Origin of the sequence: Elioraea thermophila (ex Habib et al. 2022) (assembly GCF_003336755.1) — a bacterium.
Lineage (GTDB): Bacteria > Pseudomonadota > Alphaproteobacteria > Acetobacterales > Acetobacteraceae > Elioraea > Elioraea thermophila.
On the sequence record NZ_QMDI01000006.1, the window covers coordinates 497,520 to 517,943 of the forward strand.

Consider the following 20,424-nt stretch of genomic DNA (forward strand, 5'->3'; position numbering starts at 1 on the left):
CCCCTCAGGCCGCTCACTCCTCCTTGTAGCGGTAGCCGATGCCGTAGAGCGTCTCGATCTGCGAGAACTGGGGGTCGACGGCGCGGAACTTCTTGCGGATGCGCTTGATGTGGCTGTCGATCGTGCGGTCGTCGACGTAGATGTTCTCGCCGTAGGCGGCGTCGATCAGCTGGTCGCGGCTCTTCACGATCCCCGGTCGGGCGGCGAGCGCCTTCACCAGCAGGAACTCGGTCACGGTGAGCTGCACCGGTGCGCCTTTCCAGGTGCAGAGGTGGCGGTTCTCGTCCAGCGCCAGCGAGCCCCGCACCATCACCCCGCCGGCGGGCTGGCCCGAACCCTCGCTCTTGGCGAGTTCGTTCCGCCGCAGCAACGCCCGGATCCGCTCGATCACCAGCCGCTGGCTGAACGGCTTGGTGATGTAGTCGTCCGCGCCGAGGCGAAGCCCCATCAGCTCATCCACCTCCTCGTCCTTCGAGGTGAGCAGGATGACGGGCAGCGAGGAGGTCTTGCGCAGGCGTTGCAGGAGCTCGAGCCCGTCCATGCGCGGCATCTTGATGTCGAGCACGGCGAGGTCGACCGGCTTGGTGGTCAGCCCGTGCAGCGCGCTCTCGCCGTCGGTGTAGGTGCGGACCTGGAAGCCCTCGGCCTCCAGCGTCATGGCGAGCGAGGTGAGGATGTTGCGGTCGTCATCGACCAGGGCGATGGTCTGCGGCATGGCGGTTCCGTTCGGAGCAAGGCGCGCCGCCCTGTTGCCGGCCGGGCGCGGCGCGCCGACATTCTCGTCGGTGTTCTAGCCTGGGGCGAAGGGATGAGCGAGGCCGCGCCGGAACCGACGGGAGCAGAGGCGGAAGCGCCGGAGCCCGCCATCGCCGCGCGACGGCTGATCCGCACCGCCCGCGAGGCGACCCTCGCCACGGTCACCGGCTCGGGCCAGCCCTTCGCCTCCCTCGTCACCCCCGCGCCCGCGCCCGACCTCTCGGTGCTGCTGTGGCTCTCCATGCTGTCGGGCCACACCCGGCACCTGATGAACGATGCGCGCTGTTCGCTGCTCTTCGTCGGCCCCGCGCGGGGTCCCAATCCGCAGAAGAGGGCGCGGCTGACGGTGACGGGGCTTGCCTCCCGCGTCGAGGGGCCGGAGGCGGGCGCGCTGAAGGCGCGCTGGCTGGCCCGCCACCCCTACGCCAAGCTCTACGCGGGGTTCAACGACTTCGCGCTCTGGCGGATCAGCCTCGAGGAGGGATTGTTCGTCGGCGGCTTCGCCATGGCCCGCCGCATCCCGGGCTCGGCGCTGCGCCCCGAACCCGCGGCAGTGGCGGCGATCGCGGAAGCGGAGGCCGAAATCATCGCCCACGTGAACGAGGACCACGCCGAGGCCCTCGATGCGATCGCGCAAGGGGTGCTGAAGCGCAAGGGGACGGGATGGCGGCTGGCGGCGGTCGACGTCGACGGCTGCGACCTGGTGCGGGGGCAGGCGCGGGCGCGGCTCGACTTCGCGCGGCCGGTGGCCGATGCCGACGGGGTGCGGCGGGCGCTGATCCTGGCCGCCAAGGCAGGGCGGACGGCGCTCGGCCTGCCGAAGAGGAGGGCGGCGCAGCCCTGACCCGCGTCGCAGGCGCCATCGCCCGCCCTTCTTTGACCACAACTCCGCGTGAGTGGTAGGGGCATTCGGCAGCGCAGCAAGGGAGGTGCCCCGCATGTCCGGCCTCGACATCCCCGGTCTTGTTCCGCTCGCGGCCGTGCATCGCAACCTCGCCCCGGCCGCGCTGATCGAGGCGGCGATCGCGCGCGGCGAAGCGCACCTCTCCGCGTCGGGCGGGCTGGTGGTGGAGACGGGCGAGCACACGGGCCGTTCGCCGAACGACAAGTACCTGGTCGAGGACGACGCCACGCGCGACGCCGCCTGGTGGGGGGCAGTGAACAAACCCCTCGCGCGCGACCGCTTCGCCCTGCTGCGCGCCCGGGCGGCCGCCCACCTCGCCGCGCGCGATCTCTGGGTGCAGGACTGTTTCGCCGGTGCCGACCCCGCATACCGCATCGCCGTGCGCGTGCTCACGCCATCGCCATGGCACGCGCTATTCGCCCGCACGATGTTCCTCCGCCCCGCCGCGGAGGAGCTTGCTTCCTTCCGCCCCGATTGGACCATCCTGCACGCGCCGGATCTCGCCGCCGACCCCGCACTCGACGGCGTGCGCAGCACGGTCGCCATCGCGCTCGACGTGACGAGCCGCGAGATCGTGATCGCCGGCACCCGTTACGCAGGCGAGATCAAGAAATCGATCTTCACCGTGCTGAACTGGCTCCTGCCCGAGCGGGGCGTGCTGCCGATGCACTGTTCGGCCAATGTCGGGCCGGCGGGCGACGTCGCCCTCTTCTTCGGCCTCTCCGGCACCGGCAAGACCACCCTCTCGTCGGATCCCGCCCGCGCGCTGATCGGCGACGACGAGCACGGCTGGAGCCCGACGGGCGTGTTCAACCTCGAGGGCGGCTGCTACGCGAAGGCGATCCGCCTCGACGCCGAGGCCGAACCGCAGATCTGGCGCGCGGTGCACCGCTTCGGCGCCATCCTCGAGAACGTGACGATGGACCCGGCGACGCGCGCGCTCGACCTCGATGACGCCTCGCGCACCGAGAACACGCGCGCCTCGTTCCCGATCGAGTTCATTCCCCAGGCGGTCGCTTCCGGCCGGGCGGGGCATCCGCGCAACATCGTCTTCCTCACCGCGGATGCGTTCGGCGTGCTGCCCCCCATCGCACGGCTGACCCCGGACCAGGCGGTCGACCATTTCCTCGCCGGCTACACCGCTCGCGTCGCCGGCACCGAGAAGGGCTTGGGGGCCGAGCCGGAGGCGGTGTTCTCGCCCTGCTTCGGCGGCCCGTTCCTGCCGCGCCCGCCCGTCATCTACGGGCGGATGCTGAAGGAGCGCATCGCGCGGCACGAGGTGCGCTGCTGGCTGGTCAACACGGGCTGGACCGGCGGCGGCTATGGCGTCGGCCGTCGCATGAGCATCGCCACCACCCGCGCTCTCCTCTCCGCCGCCCTCTCCGGCCGGCTCGACGCGGTGCCGTTCCGCACCGATCCGCGCTTCGGCCTCGCCGTGCCCACCGCTTGCCCGGGCGTCGATCCGACCTTGCTCGACCCGCGCGCGACCTGGGCCGACCCGGCCGCCTACGACGTGGCGGCCGCGGCGCTCGCTGCCCGTTTCGCCGCGGTGGTCGCGCCTCTGCAGGCGGCCATGGCCGAGGACGCCCGCCGCGCCGCCTGAGGGCTCTTGCGCGGGCGCGGCAGCGGCGCCAGCCTCCTCGACCTTGCGTTCCGGCTCGAGGAGGAAACGATGACGACGCGACGCACGCTGCTCGCGGCCGCCGCGGCCGCCACCCTGCCCGCCCTGCCCCGCGCGGCATTCGCCGATACCTGGCCGACGGGGCCGATCCGCGCCATCGTCCCCTTCGCGCCGGGCAGTGCCACCGACACCATCGCGCGGCTGTTCGCCGAGGCGATGCGCCCCGCGCTCGGTCAGCCCGTGGTGGTGGAGAACCGCCCCGGCGCCAACGGGTTGATCGCGGCGGAACAGGTCGCCCGCGCCGCTCCTGATGGCAACACCATCCTGTTCGGCACCAACTCCACCCACGCCGCGGCGGATGCGCTGTTCAAGCGCGTGCCCTACGACATCGAGCGCGATTTCGTCGCCATCTCCACCCTCGCCACCGTGCCGCTGGTGGCGATCGTCAACGCCAATTCGCCCTACCGCAGCCTGGCGGACTTCATCGCCGCGGCGAAGGCGCGGCCCGAGAGCCTCTCCTTCGGCACCGCCTCCTCCTCGCAGCTGGTCGCCGCGCGCACCCTCGCCCGCATGGCCGACATCCGGCTGCTCGAGGTGCCGTTCCGCTCCTCGCCGCAGGTGGTGCAGGAGGTGATCGCCGGGCGGCTCGATCTCTTCGTCGCCGACGTCGCCGTCACCCTGCCCGCCATCCGCGGCGGCCAGGTGCGCGCGCTCGGGGTGACGACGAAGACGCGCGTGCCGCAGCTGCCCGACGTCGCCCCCATCGCCGAGCAGGGCCTGCCCGACTACGCGATCTTCGCCTGGTTCGTCCTCGTCGCCCCGGCCGGCGTGCCGAAGACGGTGGTCGATCGCCTCGGGTCGGCGGTGCGGGCGGCGGCGAACGACGCCACGGTGCGCGATCGGCTGGAGAACACGCTCGGCATGACGCTGTTCATCTCCACGCCGGAGGAGGCGGCGGCTTTCGTGCGCGCCGAACGCGCGAAGTGGACGGCGATGGTCAAGGCCGCCGGCATCGAGCCCGAGTGAGCCGCGCATGGGGAGCGGCGCGACCGCCGCTCCCCCACGGCCCTCAGGCCGCTGGCAGGACGCGGCGGCAGAAGTACCAATCCACGTACTCGTCGCCGGCGCTGGCGCGGGCCTCGGCATCCGCCACCGTCTTCGGCGGCGGCACGATCACCTTCTCGCCCGGCTGCCACGCTTCCGGGGTCGCGACCCCGTGCTTGTCCGCCGTCTGCAACGCGCGCACCAAGCGCAGCACCTCGGCGATCGAACGCCCCGTCGGCATCGGGTAGTAAAGCATCGCGCGCAGGATCCCCTTGTCGTCGATGACGAACACCGCGCGCACGGCGGAGGTGTCGGACGCCCCCGGCTGGATCATCCCGTAGGCGTTGGCGACCCGCATCGAGAGGTCGTCGATGATCGGGAACGGGATTTCGACCCCGAACTTCTCCTTGATCGCACGCACCCAGGCGATGTGCGCGAAGGTGGAATCGATCGAGAGGCCGAGGAGATCGCAGTTCAGCGCTTGGAAGTCAGGGTAGGCCCTGGCGAAGGCGATGAACTCGGTGGTGCAGACAGGGGTGAAGTCGGCCGGATGCGAGAACAGCACGAGCCAGCGGCCGCGATAGTCGGCGAGGCTGCGCGGCCCGTGCGTGGTCATGGCAGAGAAGGCCGGGGCGGGTTCATTGAGGCGCGGCATGGCGGGAGCCGCAGTGACGGCGTCGAGCATGGCGAAGGGTCTCCGTTCTGGTGTCGGAACGGCTCCGGCCCGTTCTCCCCTTCGTGCCGCAGCGCGGCATTCGGCTATCGCCCCGCCGGCGCCGATGCAAGACGGCTGCGTGCGGCCACGTCCGGCGGCAGCGGCATGGCGAGCAGGGAGGACGCCAGGCTCTTGCCGTGCGGGTCGAGGGCGAGCGAGCGGGTGACCCCGCCCTCCAGCGCCCCCTCCAGCACGAAGAGCAGCGCCGCGAGGCCGGGAAGCTCATGCCGCCGCACCGGCCCGCGCACATCGGGGGCGAGGAAGGCCGCCACCCGCTCGGGCGTCAGCCAAGCGGCGAGCAGGGGGTAGTCGGCCGGGTCGCGGCAAACGACGCCGAGAGTGGCGGTATCGCCCTTGTCGCCCGAGCGGGCGGTGGCGAGGTCGCGCAAGCTGGCCATCAGGCGGGGGGCACGAAAGAGACGGTGGGGCGGACGAGATCGCGGGGGATGAGGGCGGAGGCGACGGCGAGCCCCTCGCGCGCCGACCACGACGCCCCGCCCCCGCCCGCCGGCCCGTTCAGCCATAGCGCCTCGATCTCGTGCCCGATCGCCCGCGCGGAGGCCGCATCGGCCACCCGGGCGGCGAGGCGGGCGCGCACGTCGCGCACATCCGCGTCGGGGGCAACCGCCGCCCCACGCAGGAGGGAATCGACGCCGATCACGTCGGTGCGGAGGTCGGAGACGGGGATCCCTCGGCGGGCGATGCGCTCGCGCAGGATGGCAAGTGCCAACCGGGCGCGCGCCACGGCGCCTTGGCCGGCGTAGGAGATGCCGCCCTCCACCACCACCCCGTCGCGGTAGCCGACCACGACCTTCAGCGTCGCGGGCGGCGGCCCTCCCGCCCCACCCTCGACCCGCACGCGGTCGGGCCCGAGTTCGCTGAAGCGCACGGCGCGGAAATCGGCAGTGGCGTCGGGCTGCAGGTAGGCCCCCGGATCGTGCAGTTCGTAGAGCAGCTGTTCGGTGCAGGTGAGGCGATCGACCCGCCCTCCCGTGCCCTCGGGCTTGCTCAGCGTGGCGTTGCCGTCGGCCTCGACATCGGCGAAGGGCAGGCCGAGGTCGGCCAGCCCCGCGACGTCCTTCACGCCTGGGTCGGCGAAGTAGCCACCCGTCAGTTGCCCCGCGCATTCGAGCAGGTGGCCGATCAGGATGCCGCGCCCGAGCCGCTCCCAGTCATCCGCCGCCCAGCCGAAGCGGGCGATCAGGGGGGCGAGGAACAGGGCAGGGTCGGCGACCCGGCCGGTGATGACGACGCGCGCGCCTTGGCGCAGCGCGTCCACGATCGGCCCCGCTCCGAGATAGGCGTGGGCCGAGACGACCGCCGCGCCGAGGTCGGAGGGCCGGCCCGGGCGATCGAGAAAGGGCGGGTCGAGGCGGCGGACGAGCTCCGTCACCTCGTCGCCTTCGACGACGGCGATCGGCAGATTCCGCGCCCCCGCCTCCGCCGCGAGCCGGCGGGCGAGACGGCCGGCGGCGGCGGGGTTGGCGGCGCCCATGTTGGTGATGAGGGTCGTGCCGACGGCGAGGGCGGGGGGCAGCACGGCGCGCATCCGCTCCTCGAACCACGGGTCGAACCCCGCGTCCGGGTCGGCGAGCCGGGCGACCACCGCCTTGGCCACCGTGCGCTCGGCCAGGCACTCGAACACCACCGCCTCGGGCCGCGCGCGCTCGATCAGGGTGACGGCGGCATCGATCCGGTCGGCCGAGAACCCTGCCCCGCAGCCGATGCGGAACGTCTCCGCCACCGCGCCCCCTCACCCCGCTGCGCCGCCCTCAGACTCCCTTCTCCTTGAACACCTCCTGCGCGACCTTGAAGGCATCGAGCGAAGCCGGCACGCCGCAATAGACGAAGGCCTGCAGGCAGACCTCCTTGATCTCCTCCTTCGTCACCCCGTTGGCGAGCGCGCCCGCGATGTGCAGGCGAAGCTCGTTGGGGCGGTTGAGCGCGATCAGGAAGGCGAGGTTGAGGAAGGAGCGCGTCTTGCGATCGAGCCCCGGCCGGTTCCAGATGATCCCCCAGCAATATTGGGTGGTGAACTCCTGGAACGCCTGCATGAAGTCGTCGGCGGAGGCGAGGGATTTCTCCACGTAGTCCTTGCCGAGCACCTGCTTGCGCACGGCAAGCCCCGCCTCGAAGAGTTTCTCGTTGAAGAACGGATCCTGCGGCATCGCGCTGGCGCCTCCCCTGTCGTTGCGATCGGGGCGCGAGGATCGGCGCGCGCCGGCGCGCGGTCAATGGCGCCCGGCCCCTCCCTTGAACAAAACATGAACGTGACCGGAGAGGAAAAACATCCTATAAGCGAGGGCGCCACGCCGGAGCCGCCATGCCCCCGCACGCCCTCCTCGCCCTTCTCGCCCTGCCGACCCTCCTCCCGCTCCCCGCCGCCGCCCAGCAGGTCATCGTCGGCGGCGCGGCCTCAGTCGCCGCCTCGTCGCGTCTCGCCGACGCCGCGCTGATCCTCGGCCTGTCGCTGCTCGTCGCCCTGATCCTGTTCGGTCTCGTCGCGGTCTGGCTGCACCGCTCGCTGACCCGGATGGCCGAGTGGTGCGGCGAGCCGATCCCCGGTGCCCAGGCCGCCGAAATCCAGGCCGCCCGGCTGAAGGCGTTCCTGGGACTGAAGTCCTTGCCCTTGGGCCTGCCGGAAGGCACGGTGCGCGCCGCCTTGGGGCTCGTCATCGTCACCCTCGGGCTCACCGCCATCCTGTTCCAGCGCTCCTTGGGCCTTCCTTCCACCGGCGAGATCGCGGGCCTGCTCGGCACCGTGCTCGGCTTCTACTTCGGCGCCCGCGGCGCGGGGGCCGAGCGCGAGCGGGAGGCCGACGCCGCGCGCGAGGCGGAAGCCAAGGCCGCCCGGGCGGAGGCCGAGGCGCGGTCGGCCGCCCGCGAGGCCGAAGCCGCGAAGTCGCGTTCCGCCCGCGAGATTGCCGCCCACGACGCCGCGCGCGACGGGCTTTCCGCCGCCGCGAAGCTCGCCTCGGGGGTGAAGGCGGCCGCCGAGGCGATCGCCGCCGCCGACCCCTCCTCGCCGCTGGCGCGCGAAGCGGCGCGCGCCGCCGCGCTGGCCGAGACGACCCTCACGACAGTCGCCGCCGGGCAGGCGGGCGACCTCGCCGAGGCCGCCGCCCGTGCCGCAGGGCTCGCCGCGAGCCTCGCCCCCGCCAACCCGCTCGCCGCCCTGGCCGCCGACACGGCCCGCGGCATCGCCCCTGCCCTGGCCCGCGTGCCCGCCCTCGCCGCTGCCGTCGGCGGACCCTTGGGCCTCGTCGGCGCGGTCCTCGCCGGTGGGCTGCAGGCGGCCCGCGTCGGCGCCGAACACTACCGGCGCTGGGTCGCCCGCGTGCTCGACCGCCCCTACGGCCTCGACCTCTACCCCGAGGGCCTGGCGGATGCACCGATGAGCCTCGCCGCGCTCGAACGCGCGCCGATCTTCGCGCGCCTCTATCGGGACATCCTCGCCGCGCGCGACCTCGCCGCCGCCCGCGCCCTGATGGTCGCCACCCTCGCCCCCGACGCCCCCGCCCGCCTCCTCGCCGGCGAGGGCGCCCTGCCGCCCCGCCCCCTCGGTACGGAGGGCGGCTTCGCCAGCGAACGCGAACTCGAGGAGGGCCTCGCCGAGTATCGCCGCGCTCTGCTGGATGGGCTGCTCGACGCCGCCGACCCAAGGCCGGTCTCCGTCCCGCTGCCCGAGGGCCCGCGCGCCGTCGGCCAAGGCGCGCTTCGCGCCGCCCTCGATGCCGCGCGCGAGGACCTCGGTGCCGCCGCCGCGCTCGATCGCCTCGCGCTCGCCGCCGGCCGCCTCGCCCAGGCGGAGGCGGCCCCCGACCTCGCCGACACCCTCGCCCGTGCCGCCCGGGAGATCCCCGCATGAGACGCGCCGTCCTGCTCATCGCCGCCCTCGCCCTCGCCGCCTGCGCCGCCCGCGACCTCGATCGGCTGAAGGACCTCAACGCCCGGGGCGATCTCGAAGCGATCGCCGCCACCCGCGTGGATTGCGCGGGCCCGAACGATCCCCTCTGCCTGCAGGCGCGCGAGATCGTCGCCAATGCCTGCCTCAGGCTCGGCACCGTCGCCCTCGCTCCGGGGTCGGGCCGCGCGGCGGAGGCGGCGGCGCGCTTCGACTGCGCGGTGGTGAACTACCGTGCGGCTCTCGCTGCGGCCCCGCGCCCGCTCTCCGAGGCGGAGGCCGCGCGTCTCTATGCCGGCTATCTCCTCGCCTTGCGCGAACGACGCGACCAGGCGCGCTCGGCAGGCGAAGCCGCCCCCCTCAACGCCGCCCTCGCCGCGGAGGCCGAAGCCGCGCGGCGCGCCGCGCCCCGGTCGGCGCTCGGTGCCTACTACGGCGCCTCGGCCGCCTTCGCCGAAGCGAGCCTCGGGCTCGGGCCCCGCTGCCCGGCGCTCGCCCGCGCCGCCGACCTGCTCGCCGGCTCTCCCACCCCCGACGCCCGGCTCGCCCCGGCGATGGGCGCGCTCGCCCGCGCGGTCGCGACCGAGAGGAGGCGCCACGCATGCCCGGCCTGAACACGCCCCGCTACGAGAGGCCGCTGCGGCTGACCTTGCCTTACATGCGCGGGCCGGACGTGCGCGCCGTGCAGACGCGGCTGATCGCGCGCGATGCCGCCTTCGCCCGCCTCATCGGCCCGGCGGACGGGCTGTTCGGCCCGGCGACGGAACGGGCGGTACGCGCCTTCCAGGCCCGCGAGTCGGGCCGGCTTGGGCTTGCCGTCGACGGGGTGGTCGGGCCGCGCACCTGGGCCGCGCTCTTCGCCGAGCCCGATCGTTCCGCCCTCGACATCCGGCGCGAGGCGGATCAGGCTGAACGCGCCGTGCACCCCCTCGAGATCCTGCGCCGCGCCCTGCCCCAACTCCGCCGCCCGCACCGAATCTTTTCCGACAGCGTGACCTGGGCGCTGACGCCGGAAGGGCTGGCGATCGAGGGCGAACCGCCGCGCGGCACGCCGGGAGAGCCGCGCACCGTGCGCGCCCTGCTCGGCCACCTGCGCATCGGGCCCGCCTTGCGCGCCGTCTGCCGCGAGACGGGCATCCCCGTCGAGCTCGCGCTGGCCACGGTGGCGACGGAGAGCGCGGGCGGGCAGCGCAATCTCGACGCGGCGATCAGCGCCCGGCGCGAGGAACCCGGCTTCGTCTCCGACGAAGCCACCCCCCATCGTGTGTCGGTCGGCCTCGCCCAGACGTTGATCTCCACCGCCCGCGAGGTGTTGGGCGATGCGAGCGTTGATGCCGCCCGCCTGACGGATCCGGAGACGAGCCTGCGCGCGGGCCTGGGCTACATCGCCCGCCAGGCGCCCCGCACGCGGCTCGATCCGCCCGTGGTCGCCTGCGCCTACAACGCGGGCGGCATCCACCACCAGCGCGGCGAGGCGAACCGCTGGAAGATGCGGCAGTACCCCCTCGGCACCGGCAAGCACGCCGACCGGTTCGTCGCCTTCTTCAACGATGCGCTGAGGGTGATCCGCAGCGAGAGGCCCGCTCTCGCCGGCGCGCCCTCCTTCGCCGACCTGCTGGGCTGAAGGACCAAAGCGCCAAAGGGCCAAAGGGCGGGGTGTTCACGCGGCGAGCCCCTGCACGCCCTTGGTCGTCGAGTATTCGAAATGCAGCGCCTGGCCCGGGAAGACGAGCGGGTGGATGGCGTGCGCGGCGACCGCCGCCTCGGCGAAACCCTGCAGGATCAGCTTGAGCTTGCCCGGATAGGTCGCGACGTCGCCGATCGCGAACACGCCGGGCAGGCTCGTCTCGCAGGTCGCCGGGTCGACCACCACGTGCCCGCGCTCGAGCGCGAGCCCCCATCCGGCGATCGGGCCCAAGTCCATCGCGAGCCCGAAGAAGCAGAGCAAGGCATCGGCCGGGATCGACCGCACCTCGCCCTTCAGCGTGGCCACCTCCACCGCCTCCAGCACGCCGCCCGAACCCTTCAGGGCATGGAGCTGATAGGGCACGACGATCTCGAGCTTGCCTTCGGCGGCGAGCGCCTCCATGCGCGCGACACTTTCGGGGGCGGCGCGGAACTTCGGCCGCCGATGCACGACGTGCACCGAGGCGGCAAGCTCGGCGAGGGAGAGCGCCCAATCCACCGCCGAGTCGCCACCGCCGGCGATGACGATGCGCTTGCCGCGGAAATCCTCTCGCCGCTGCACGGCATAGAACACGCTTCGGCCCTCGAAGGCCGCGAGACCCTCGAGCGGCGGGCGGTTCGGCCCGAACGCGCCCGCCCCGGCGGCGATGATCATCGCGCGGGCAAGGATCGTATCGCCGGCCGAGGTCGCGATGCGCAGCCGCCCGTCCGTCTCGCGCGCGAACCCGGTGACCTGCCGGCCGAGGAGGTACTGCGGGCGGAACGGGGCCGCCTGCGTGATCAGCTTCTCGATCAGCCCCGCACCGGTGATCGCCGGGTGGGCGGGGATGTCGTAGATCGGCTTCTCCGGATAGAGCGCGATGCACTGCCCGCCGATCGCATCCAGCGCATCGACGACCACCGCCCGCATGCGCAGCATGCCGCATTCGAACACGGCGAAGAGACCGACGGGCCCCGCCCCCACGATGCACACGTCCGTCGTGATCGTCTCCGCCATCGCGCTCTCCTCGCCGCCGTCCTCGCCTAGATACCCCCCGCCCTCGGTCGCGCAAGCGGCCGCACCGTCGCTACACTGGCGACGATTCGCCATGGTGCTGGAGTGTGCCCTGCATCTCGCCGACGAGGCGGCGACCGCGCGGCTCGCCGCCCGGGTCGCCGCCCTGGCACGGCCGGGCGATGCGATCCTGCTCGCCGGGCCCTATGGCGCGGGCAAGACCGCCTTCGCGCGCGCCTTCCTGCGCGCCGCCACCGCCGACCCCGACCTCGTCGTGCCGTCTCCTTCCTTCACCCTGGTGCAGACGTACGCCCTGCCCGGCGGGGTGGAGGCGTGGCACTACGACCTCTGGCGCATCGCCGGCGCGGAGGAGCTCGCCGAACTCGGCTGGGAGGAGGCGAGGCGCGGCATCGTGCTGGTGGAATGGCCGGAGCGGCTCGGCCCTCTCGCACCCTCCGAGGCGCTGACCATCACCCTCTCCCCGGTGCCGGACCGACCTCAGGCGCGCGAGGGCCGTCTCGCCGGCTGGCCGGACCGGCTGCCGGCCCTGCTCGCGCCGTGACGCCCGCGGCCTTCCTCGCCGAACACGGCTTCCGGGGCGCGCGCCGCGTCCCGCTTGCCTCCGATGCCTCCTTTCGCGCCTACGAGCGCCTCGAGGGCGGGCCGCGCCCGGCGCTGCTGATGCTCTGTCCGCCCGAGCGCGAGGCGTTGGGCCCCTTCCTCCGCATCGCCGCCCTGCTGCGCGGCTACGGCCTCTCCGCCCCGCACGTCTTCGCCGCCGACGAGGGCGCGGGGCTCGCCCTGATCGAGGATTTCGGCGACGACACCTTCACCCGCCTCCTGGCCGCCGGCGAGGACGAGGTGGCGCTCTATCGTCTCGCCGCCGCCGCGCTTGCCGCGCTGCATCGTCGCCCACCCCCCGACGAACTCCCCCCATGGAGGGCGGCCGAGATGACAGAGGCCGCCGCCGCCACCTTCTTCGACTGGTGGTGGCCCGCCGTGTTCGGGGAACCCGCGCCCAACGAGCTCCGCCGGTCCTTCGCCGAGGCGGTGGCGGAAACCCTCTCCCCCTTCGCCGAGGACGACACCGTGCTCGTCCACCGCGATTTCCACGTCGACAACCTGATCCGCCTGCCCCGCCCCGGGGTCGCGGCCTGCGGCCTGCTCGATTTCCAGGACGCCGCCGCCGGCCACCCGGCCTATGACGTGATGAGCCTGGTTGAGGACGCCCGCCGCGACGTCTCGGCCGAGGCCCGCCGCGCCGCGCTCGCCCTCTATCTGGAGGAGGCCGCGGTCGCCGATCGGATGCGCTTCCTCGGCGCCCTCGCCGCCCACGCCGCGCTGCGCCACGTCCGGGTCGCCGCGCTCTGGACCAGGCTCGCCCGCCGCGACGGCAAGCCCCGCTACCTGCGCTTCGCCCCGCGCACCTGGCGCCTGCTCGAACGCGCGCTCGCCAACCCCGCCTGTCGCCCGCTCGCCGCCTGGTTCGACCGCCACATCCCCCCCGCCCTGCGGCGGGCACCCGAGGAGGCGGCGCGGTGACCCCGCCCAAGGTGGCGATGGTGCTCGCCGCAGGCTTGGGCACCCGCATGCGCCCGCTCACCGAAACCACCGCCAAGCCGCTGCTGCACGTCGCCGGCCGCAGCCTTCTGCACCGCATCCTCGACCACCTCGCCGCGGCGGGGGTCGAGCGGGTGGTGGTGAACACGCACTGGCAGCGCGAGGCCGTGCTCGCGGCACTGGCCGAACGGCACGACCTCGAAATCGTCGAGAGCCACGAGGAGCGACTGCTCGACACCGGGGGGGCGGTGGTGAAGGCGCTTCCTCTGCTCGGCCACACCCCCTTCTACGTCGTCAACGGCGACGCCTTCTGGCTCGACGGCGCGCGCCCGGCCTTGCTTCGCCTCGCCGACGCCTTCGACCCCGACCGGCTCGATGCCGTGCTGATGGTGCACCGCGCCGCACTCCTGCCCTTCTACGCCGGACGGGGCGACTTCGCGGTCGACCCCTGGGGGCGGGTGCGCCGTCCGCGCGAGAAGGAGATCGTGCCCTACCTCTACGCCGGGGTACAGATCGCCTCGCCCGCCCTGTTCGCCGGCGCCCCCGAGGGCCCGTTCTCCACCAACCTCCTGTGGAACCGCGCGATCGACGCCGATCGCCTGCGCGCCGTGGTGCACGACGGGGTCTGGCTTCATCTTTCCACGCCCGCGGACATCGAGGATGCCGAGGAGTCGCTCGCCGGCCGGGTTTCCGTCTTCGCCTATGCCCGCTGATGAGCGCCGATCCCTTCGCCGCCGACCGCCCGCGCGTGTTCGAGATCCCTGCCGGCCGGCCCTTCCTCGAGGATCTCGCCGCCGGTCTCCTCGCCCTTGCGGGTGAGGATCCGCTCTCGCTCGCCCGCGCAACGGTTCTGCTGCCCACGCGCCGCGCCGGCCGGGCGCTGGCCGCCGCCCTCCTTCGCCTCTCGGGTAACCGTTCGGCCGTGCTGCCGCGCATCCACCCGTTGGGCGAGGTGGCCGACGAGCCTCTTCTGCTCGCTGGCGCCCTGGACGAGCCGCCGCCGATCGCCCCGCTCGCCCGCACCGCCCTCCTCTCCCGCCTGGTCGCCAAGGCCGACCCCACGCTTCCGTTCGATCGCACCTGGCGGCTCGCGGTCGAGCTCGCCGCCCTGCTCGATGAGCTCGCGCTCGATGAGGTGGACCCTGCCCGCCTGCGCACCCTGGTGCCGGAGGACTACGCGGCGCACTGGCAGAAGACCCTGCGCTTCCTCGACATCCTGATCGCGGCCTGGCCGCAGGTGCTGCGCGAGCGGGGACTCGCCGACCCCGGCGCACGGCGTGTCCGCGCGCTGCGGGCGCAGATCGCCGCCTGGGAGCAGGCGCCGCCCGATGAGCCCGTCATCGCCGCCGGGCCGACCTCCGCCTTCCCGGCCCTCGCCGACCTGCTCGCCGCCGTTTCCCGCCTGCCGCGCGGTGCGGTGGTCCTGCCCGGCATCGACCGCTCGCTCCCCGCCGCGCTCTGGCGTAGCCTGCCGGAGAGCCACCCGCAGGCGGGGCTTTCGTGCCTGCTCGACCGGATGGGGCTGGAGCGCGAGGCGGTGCTGCCCTGGCCCGCCCGCTCTCCCACCTCCGACAAACCTGACCGGACTGGGCTTCTCTCCGCCGTGTTCGCTCCGCCCGAGGGCTTGGCCGCCTGGCGCACGCGCGATCCGGACCGCTGGCGGCCCGCGCTTGCGGGCCTCGCACGCCTCGAAGCGGCGGAGACGCAGGAGGAGGCGGCCATGGTCGCGCTCGCCGTCCGCCGCGCCCTTGAGACACCCGGCCGCACCGTCGCCGTGGTCACGCCCGACCGGCTGCTCGCCCGTCGCATCGCCGATTCTTGCGCCCGCCACGGCGTGCTGGCCGACGACACGGGGGGCGAGCCGGCGAAGAACGCGCCGGCGGGGGTGTTCCTGCGCCTCCTCGCGCGCGCGGTGGCCGAGCGTCTCGCCCCGATCCCGCTCCTCGCCCTGCTCAAGCATCCGTTCGCCGCCGCCGGCGAAGAGCCCGCCCGCTTCCGCGCCGCGGTCCGCGCGCTCGAGGTGGCGGTCCTGCGCGGCCCCCGCCCCGCGCCGGGCCTGGAGGGGCTTAGCGCCGCGCTCGCCCGCGCCTCCGGCCCGGAGGCCGAAGATGGGCGGGCGGTTCTCGATCGCCTCCGCCCGATCCTCGCCCCTCTGCTCGAGCTCACCGCACGGGCCGAGGTCGCCTTGCCCGAACTCCTCGAGGCCCATCTGGCCGCCGCGGAGGCGCTCGCCGCCCGCCCCGACCTGCCGGGGCCGCTCGTGCTCTGGCGCGGCGAGGAGGGCGAGACTCTGGCCCGCCATCTCGCCGACCTCGCCGAGGCGGTCGCCGACCTGCCGCCGGTTGCTCCGCCCCGCTTCCCCGACGTGTTCGAGGCGATGCTCGAAGGGCCCTCGGTGCGCCTCGTCCGCACCCAGGACCCCCACCCGCGGGTGCAGATCCTGGGCACGCTGGAGGCGCGGCTGCAGGCCTTCGACACGGTGATCCTGGCCGGGCTGAACGAAGGCACCTGGCCGGCGGCCGAGGAGCCGGGGCCGTGGCTGTCGCGGCCGATGCGGCGGGCCTTGGGCCTTGCCTCGCCCGAACGTCGCATCGGCGATGCCGCGCGCGACGTCGCCGACCTGATCGCGGGGGCGGGGGAGGTGCTGCTCACCCGCTCCCGCCGGGTGGAGGGGTCGCCCACCGTGCCGTCGCGCTGGCTGGTTCGGCTCGAGACCTTCCTGCGCGGCCAGTTCGGGGAGAAGGCCGAGCGCTTGCTCGCCCCGCCCGACAACCTGATGGAGATCGCACACCGCCTGGACGATCCGGGCAAGATCGCGCCCGCCGCCCGCCCCGCCCCGCGCCCGCCGCGCGCCGCCCGGCCGCGGCGCCTCGCGGTGACCGACATCGCCGCCTGGATCGCCGAGCCCTACGCCATCTATGCCCGGCACGTGCTCGGGCTTCGCCCTCTCGACCCGCTCGATGCCGATGCCGAAGCCGCGGATTTCGGCGATATCGTGCATCGCGGCATCGCCGAGGTGCTGCGCGCGGTGGGGGCGGACTGGCCCCAGGATGCCGAGGCGCGGCTGGTCGCCGCCTTCGATCGTGCGCTCGCCGCCCGCGCCGTCCGCCCCGCGCTGGCCGCGCTGTGGCGGCCGCGGCTCGCCCGCATCGCCGCCTGGCTCGATCGCACGGAGCGCGACCGCCGCACGACCTTCCCCCCGCGCGCCGTGGTCGCCGAAGCGAAGGCGGAGCACGCGATCGGCGGCCTGCCGGGCGGGCCCTTCGTCCTGGTCGGGCGGGCGGACCGCATCGAGGTCCGCGAGGGCGGGCTCGCCATCCTCGACTACAAGACCGGCACCATGCCGACCGACGGCTCGGTCGCGCGCGGCAGCGAACCCCAGCTCACCCTCGAGGCCGCGTTGGCCCGCCGCGGCGCCTTCCCGGGCGTGCCCCCTTTCCCTGCGGTCGAGCTCGCCTACTGGAAGCTTTCCGGTGGCTGGAAGCCGGGCGAGCCGCGCGCCGTGTGCAAGGGCCAGGAGGCCGAGGCGGCGGAGACGGCCTGGCAGGGGCTGTTGCGACGCCTGCACGCCTTCGACGACGAGGAGACCCCCTACCTCTCCCGCCCGCACCCGCGTCTTCCTTGGCAGCGGTCCGACTACGCCGTGCTCGCCCGCATCGACGAGTGGTCGGCCGGCGACGGCAACGGCGAGGGCTGAGCGATGGCGGTGCCGACCCCGGAGCAGCGCCGTGCCGCCGACCCCCGGGCCTCAACCTGGGTCTCGGCCTCGGCCGGGTCGGGCAAGACGCGGCTGCTGATCGATCGCGTGCTGCGCCTGATGCTCGCCGGCACCGACCCCGGCCGGATCCTGTGCCTCACCTTCACCCGCGCCGCGGCCGCCGAGATGGCGACCCGGCTCGCCCGTCGCCTCGGCGCGTGGGCGACGGCGAGCGAGGAGGCGCTGGCGCGGGATCTCGCCGAGCTCACCGGCGAGGCACCGTCCACCGAGGCGATGCGTCGGGCGCGGGCGCTGTTCGCCGAAGTGCTCGACCTGCCGGGCGGCATGAAGATCGAGACCATCCACGCCTTCGCCCAAGGCCTGCTTCGCCGCTTCCCGATCGAGGCCGGGGTGCCGCCGCGCTTCGCGCTGATCGAGGAGGCCGAGGCTGCGGCCCTGCTCGCGTCCGCCCGCGAGGCCGCGCTCGCCGAAGCCCCGCTGACGGAGACGGGAGGGCGGGCGGTGGCGCGGCTCGCCGCCCTCGCCTCCGCCGATCGGCTCGGCGAGGCGATCCGCTTCTTGCTTCCCGCTCGCGGCCGGCCGGGGCTCGAAGCCAGCGGCAACCATCCCGAGGCGGTCGCGTCGGCGCAGCGGCGCGTGCTCGGGCTCGGCCTGGAGGAGGACGCCGAGACCATCTTGCACCAAGCCTGCCGGCCCGACCCGGCGCGGGAGACGGAGCTCGTCCGCCTCGCCGCCCTCTGGATCGAGGCCGGCGGCGACAGCCACGAGGAGCGCGGCCGCACGGTGCGGGAGTGGCTCGGCCGCGACGTGGCGGACCGCGTGGCCGCTTGGCCGCGCTGGCGGTCGGTTTTCCTCACCGACAAGGGAGAGCCGCGCGCCGAGCGCACGGTCGCCCCCGCCAAGGTGCGACAGCGCTGGCCGGAAGCCTACGACGCGTTCCTGGCCGAAGCCGAGCGGATCCGCCGCGTGGAGGAACGCCTCGCCGCCGCCGAACTCGCTGCGGCCTCGGCCGCTCTCGCCGCCCTCGCCGCCCCCGCCATCGCCGGCTTCGCCGAGGCCAAGGCCGCCCGCGCAGGCCTCGACTACGACGACCTGATCGCGCACGCCCGGCGCCTGCTCGAAACCGACGGTGCGGCCGCCTGGGTGCACTACAAGCTCGACCAGGGGGTGGATCACGTCCTGATCGACGAGGCGCAGGACACCAACCCCGACCAGTGGGCGATCGTCGGCCGGCTGACCGAGGAGTTCTTCGCCGGGGTGGGCGCGCGGCCGCTGCCGCGCACCGTGTTCGCGGTCGGCGACGAGAAGCAGTCGATCTACGGCTTCCAAGGGGCGGAACCGGCCGAATTCGCGCGCTGGAAAGGCACGTTCGCGCGGCGCTGCGCCGAGGCCGGCCTCGCCTGGCGGGCGGAGAGCCTGACCCTCTCCTTCCGCTCCGTTCCCGCCGTGCTCGCCCTCGTCGATGCCGTCTTCGCGGGCGAGGCGGGGCAGGGCCTGACCGCCGAGGAGGCGCCGATCCGCCACCGGGCGGCGCGGGAGGATGCCGCCGGGTCGGTCGAGCTCTGGCCCGTCGTCACCGGCGCCCGCGAAGGGCCGCCGGAGGATGCCTGGGCCCCGGTTGCGGAGGCGGTGACCGAGCGCGACCCGGCGCGCGCCCTCGCCGAGGCGATCGCCGGGCGGATCCGCACCTGGCTCGATGGGGGGGAGCTTCTCCCGGCCCGCGGCCGCCCCATCCGGCCGGGCGACGTCATGATCCTGGTCCGCCGCCGCGACCGCTTCGTCGCCGAACTGGTGCGCGCCCTCAAGTCCCGCGCCGTGCCCGTCTCGGGCCTCGATCGCCTCAAGCTCACCGAAAGCCTCGCCGTGCAGGACCTGCTCGCGCTTTGCCGTGTGGCCCTGCTGCCGGAAGCGGACGAGCTCTCGCTCGCCGAGGTGCTGCGCGGGCCGTTCTGCGACGTCGACGAGGACGGCCTGTTCGCGCTCTGCCGCGACGCCGACGATGTCGCGCGGCCGCGGCGGGGGCGACTGTGGGAGGTGCTGCGCGCGCGGCGGGCCGAGAGGGCCGAGTGGGAGGCGGCGGCGTCACTGATCGAGGCGGTGGCCGCGCGGGCGGACTTCCTCCGCCCCGGCGAACTGCTGGGCTACGTCCTGACCGGCCACCCCTTCCCCCGTCCGGGCGGCGCCGGCACGGTCAGCGGCCGCTGGCGGCTCCGCCGCCGGCTGGGGGCGGATGCGATCGAGCCCGTCGAGGAGCTGATCAACCAGGCCTTCGCCTACGAGCGGGTGGAGCCGCCGTCCCTGCAGGGTTTCCTCGCCTGGCTCGATCGCGCCGGGATCGAGGTCAAGCGCGAACAGGAGCATGGAGCGGACGCGGTGCGGGTGATGACGGTGCACGCGGCGAAGGGGCTGGAGGCGCCGATCGTCATCCTGCCCGACACCACGGGGCTGCCGAAGCTCGACGAGCCGGTGGTGTGGGCGGAGGACACCGTGCCGGGCAACCCGCCCGTGCCGCTGTGGGCGCCGCGCAAGGAGCTGCGCGAGCGGGTGGTGGAGGAGCGGCGCTTGGCCCTCGCGCGGCGCCAGGACGCCGAGCACCGCCGGCTCCTCTACGTCGCGCTGACCCGGGCCGAGGACCGGCTGATCGTCTGCGGCTGGGCGGAGAAGGACGACACCGCCGCCAAACCCGGCTGCTGGTACCGCCTGGTCGAGGCTGGGTTCGCGCGTCTCGCCGCCGAGGGGCGGGCGGAGCGGTTCGCCTTCGACGCGGCGGCGTTCGGCGTCGCGGAGGGCTCGGCGTGGTCGGGCGAGGGGTGGCGGATGGAGACCGGCAGCCCGGTCGCGCCCGTCGCAGCGCCGGAGCGCGCCGAGCCGGGGCCGGCGCCCCTGCCGCCCTGGGCCGAGGCCCCCGCCCCGGTGGAGGGGGCGGCCTTGCGTCCCATCCGCCCTTCGCGCGAGGACGGCGAGGAGCAGCCCGCCGCACCCCCCGTACAGCCGCACGACCGCGCGGGCCGGCGTTTCCGCCGCGGCAGTCTGATCCACACCCTGCTGCAGCACCTGCCCGAGATCCCGGATCACGACCGCGAGCGCGCGGCCCGCCGCTTCCTCATGGCGCTGCCGGCGGAGGAGGCCCTCGAGATCGCGCGCGAGACCCTCGCCGTGCTGCGCCACCCCGACTTCGCTCCCCTGTTCGCGCCCGGCAGCCTCGCCGAAGTGCCGATCGTCGGCCGCGTCGGGGAGCGGCTGGTGAACGGCGTGGTCGACCGCCTCGCCGTCACGGCCGATCGCGTCCTGGTCGCCGACTTCAAGACCAACCGCCCGCCACCCGAGCAGGTGGCGGACGTCACCCCCCTCTACCTCCGCCAGCTCGCCGCCTATCGCGCCGTGCTCGCCTCACTTTTCCCCGGCCGGGGGGTCGACTGCGCCCTCGTCTGGACCTTCGGACCGAAGCTCATGCCCATCCCCCCCGAGGCGCTCGATCGCTTCGCGCCCTGACCCCCCCCTTGGACCGGGGCGAGGGGCCCG

17 protein-coding genes are annotated in these 20,424 nt (G+C 74.4%); 11 read left to right on the forward strand and 6 right to left on the reverse strand.

The genetic code is table 11. The features are described 5' to 3' along the window. Positions 1-13: 13 nt before the first annotated feature. On the reverse strand, positions 14-715 hold the full coding sequence (locus DWB05_RS12255) for a response regulator transcription factor (protein WP_114377463.1): 702 nt from the start codon (positions 713-715) through the stop codon (positions 14-16). A 93-nt stretch (positions 716-808) separates the two neighbouring features. Between DWB05_RS12255 and DWB05_RS12260 the strand changes: the two genes are divergently transcribed. From DWB05_RS12260 to DWB05_RS12270, 3 genes are all read left to right on the forward strand, one after another. Further along, positions 809-1,600: a HugZ family pyridoxamine 5'-phosphate oxidase gene (locus DWB05_RS12260; protein WP_114377464.1), complete on the forward strand. Its 792-nt coding sequence runs from the start codon at positions 809-811 to the stop codon at positions 1,598-1,600. Positions 1,601-1,694: 94 nt separating this feature from the next. Further along, positions 1,695-3,263 carry a phosphoenolpyruvate carboxykinase (ATP) gene (gene pckA, locus DWB05_RS12265; protein ID WP_114377465.1) on the forward strand — a complete coding sequence of 523 codons (1,569 nt, stop codon included), beginning with the start codon at positions 1,695-1,697 and terminating at the stop codon, positions 3,261-3,263. Between the two features lie 69 nt (positions 3,264-3,332). Beyond that, on the forward strand, positions 3,333-4,307 hold the full coding sequence (locus DWB05_RS12270; protein WP_157967187.1) for a Bug family tripartite tricarboxylate transporter substrate binding protein: 975 nt from the start codon (positions 3,333-3,335) through the stop codon (positions 4,305-4,307). Between the two features lie 43 nt (positions 4,308-4,350). Here DWB05_RS12270 and DWB05_RS12275 read toward each other — a convergent pair whose 3' ends face one another. From DWB05_RS12275 to DWB05_RS12290, 4 genes are all read right to left on the reverse strand, one after another. Next, complete coding sequence (locus tag DWB05_RS12275) at positions 4,351-5,010, reverse strand: peroxiredoxin (RefSeq protein ID WP_114377467.1); 660 nt, start codon at positions 5,008-5,010, stop codon at positions 4,351-4,353. A gap of 74 nt (positions 5,011-5,084) precedes the next feature. Next, complete coding sequence (locus DWB05_RS12280) at positions 5,085-5,438, reverse strand: AtuA-related protein (RefSeq protein ID WP_114377468.1); 354 nt, start codon at positions 5,436-5,438, stop codon at positions 5,085-5,087. Beyond that, positions 5,438-6,784 carry an acyclic terpene utilization AtuA family protein gene (locus DWB05_RS12285; protein ID WP_114377469.1) on the reverse strand — a complete coding sequence of 449 codons (1,347 nt, stop codon included), beginning with the start codon at positions 6,782-6,784 and terminating at the stop codon, positions 5,438-5,440. The genes DWB05_RS12280 and DWB05_RS12285 overlap by 1 nt, the downstream gene beginning before the upstream one ends. A gap of 28 nt (positions 6,785-6,812) precedes the next feature. Beyond that, positions 6,813-7,208, reverse strand: coding sequence for a carboxymuconolactone decarboxylase family protein (locus DWB05_RS12290; protein ID WP_114377470.1), 396 nt, complete (start codon positions 7,206-7,208; stop codon positions 6,813-6,815). 155 nt (positions 7,209-7,363) lie between these two features. Between DWB05_RS12290 and DWB05_RS12295 the strand changes: the two genes are divergently transcribed. From DWB05_RS12295 to DWB05_RS12305, 3 genes are read left to right on the forward strand one after another with little or no spacing between them, the layout of a single operon-like run. Further along, positions 7,364-8,908: a hypothetical protein gene (locus DWB05_RS12295; RefSeq protein WP_114377471.1), complete on the forward strand. Its 1,545-nt coding sequence runs from the start codon at positions 7,364-7,366 to the stop codon at positions 8,906-8,908. Continuing rightward, the gene (locus DWB05_RS12300; RefSeq protein WP_114377472.1) at positions 8,905-9,558 is read left to right on the forward strand and encodes a hypothetical protein; all 654 of its coding nucleotides are present in this window, start codon (positions 8,905-8,907) and stop codon (positions 9,556-9,558) included. The genes DWB05_RS12295 and DWB05_RS12300 overlap by 4 nt, the downstream gene beginning before the upstream one ends. Continuing rightward, positions 9,546-10,568: a peptidoglycan-binding protein gene (locus tag DWB05_RS12305; RefSeq protein WP_114377473.1), complete on the forward strand. Its 1,023-nt coding sequence runs from the start codon at positions 9,546-9,548 to the stop codon at positions 10,566-10,568. Before DWB05_RS12300 ends, DWB05_RS12305 begins: the two co-directional genes overlap by 13 nt. Before the next feature lie 36 nt (positions 10,569-10,604). On the opposite strand, the gene DWB05_RS12310 is transcribed toward DWB05_RS12305, so the two are convergent. Continuing rightward, complete coding sequence (locus DWB05_RS12310) at positions 10,605-11,627, reverse strand: NAD(P)/FAD-dependent oxidoreductase (protein ID WP_114377474.1); 1,023 nt, start codon at positions 11,625-11,627, stop codon at positions 10,605-10,607. Between the two features lie 91 nt (positions 11,628-11,718). Here DWB05_RS12310 and tsaE point away from each other — a divergent pair, with 91 nt between their 5' ends. Genes tsaE through addA form a run of 5 tightly spaced genes read left to right on the forward strand, consistent with a single transcriptional unit; the run spans position 11,719 to position 20,394 of the window. Further along, on the forward strand, positions 11,719-12,186 hold the full coding sequence (gene tsaE / locus DWB05_RS12315) for a tRNA (adenosine(37)-N6)-threonylcarbamoyltransferase complex ATPase subunit type 1 TsaE (protein WP_114377475.1): 468 nt from the start codon (positions 11,719-11,721) through the stop codon (positions 12,184-12,186). Beyond that, entirely contained in the window at positions 12,183-13,166 is a 984-nt protein-coding gene (locus tag DWB05_RS12320) for an aminoglycoside phosphotransferase family protein (protein WP_114377476.1), read from the forward strand. The genes tsaE and DWB05_RS12320 overlap by 4 nt, the downstream gene beginning before the upstream one ends. A 17-nt stretch (positions 13,167-13,183) precedes the next feature. Then, on the forward strand, positions 13,184-13,897 hold the full coding sequence (locus DWB05_RS12325) for a nucleotidyltransferase family protein (protein WP_114377678.1): 714 nt from the start codon (positions 13,184-13,186) through the stop codon (positions 13,895-13,897). Beyond that, on the forward strand, positions 13,897-16,881 hold the full coding sequence (gene addB, locus DWB05_RS12330; protein WP_114377477.1) for a double-strand break repair protein AddB: 2,985 nt from the start codon (positions 13,897-13,899) through the stop codon (positions 16,879-16,881). The genes DWB05_RS12325 and addB overlap by 1 nt, the downstream gene beginning before the upstream one ends. 3 nt (positions 16,882-16,884) lie before the next feature. Continuing rightward, positions 16,885-20,394, forward strand: a complete 3,510-nt coding sequence (gene addA / locus DWB05_RS12335) for a double-strand break repair helicase AddA (RefSeq protein ID WP_114377478.1) — start codon at positions 16,885-16,887, stop codon at positions 20,392-20,394. The last annotated feature ends 30 nt before the right edge of the window (positions 20,395-20,424 follow it).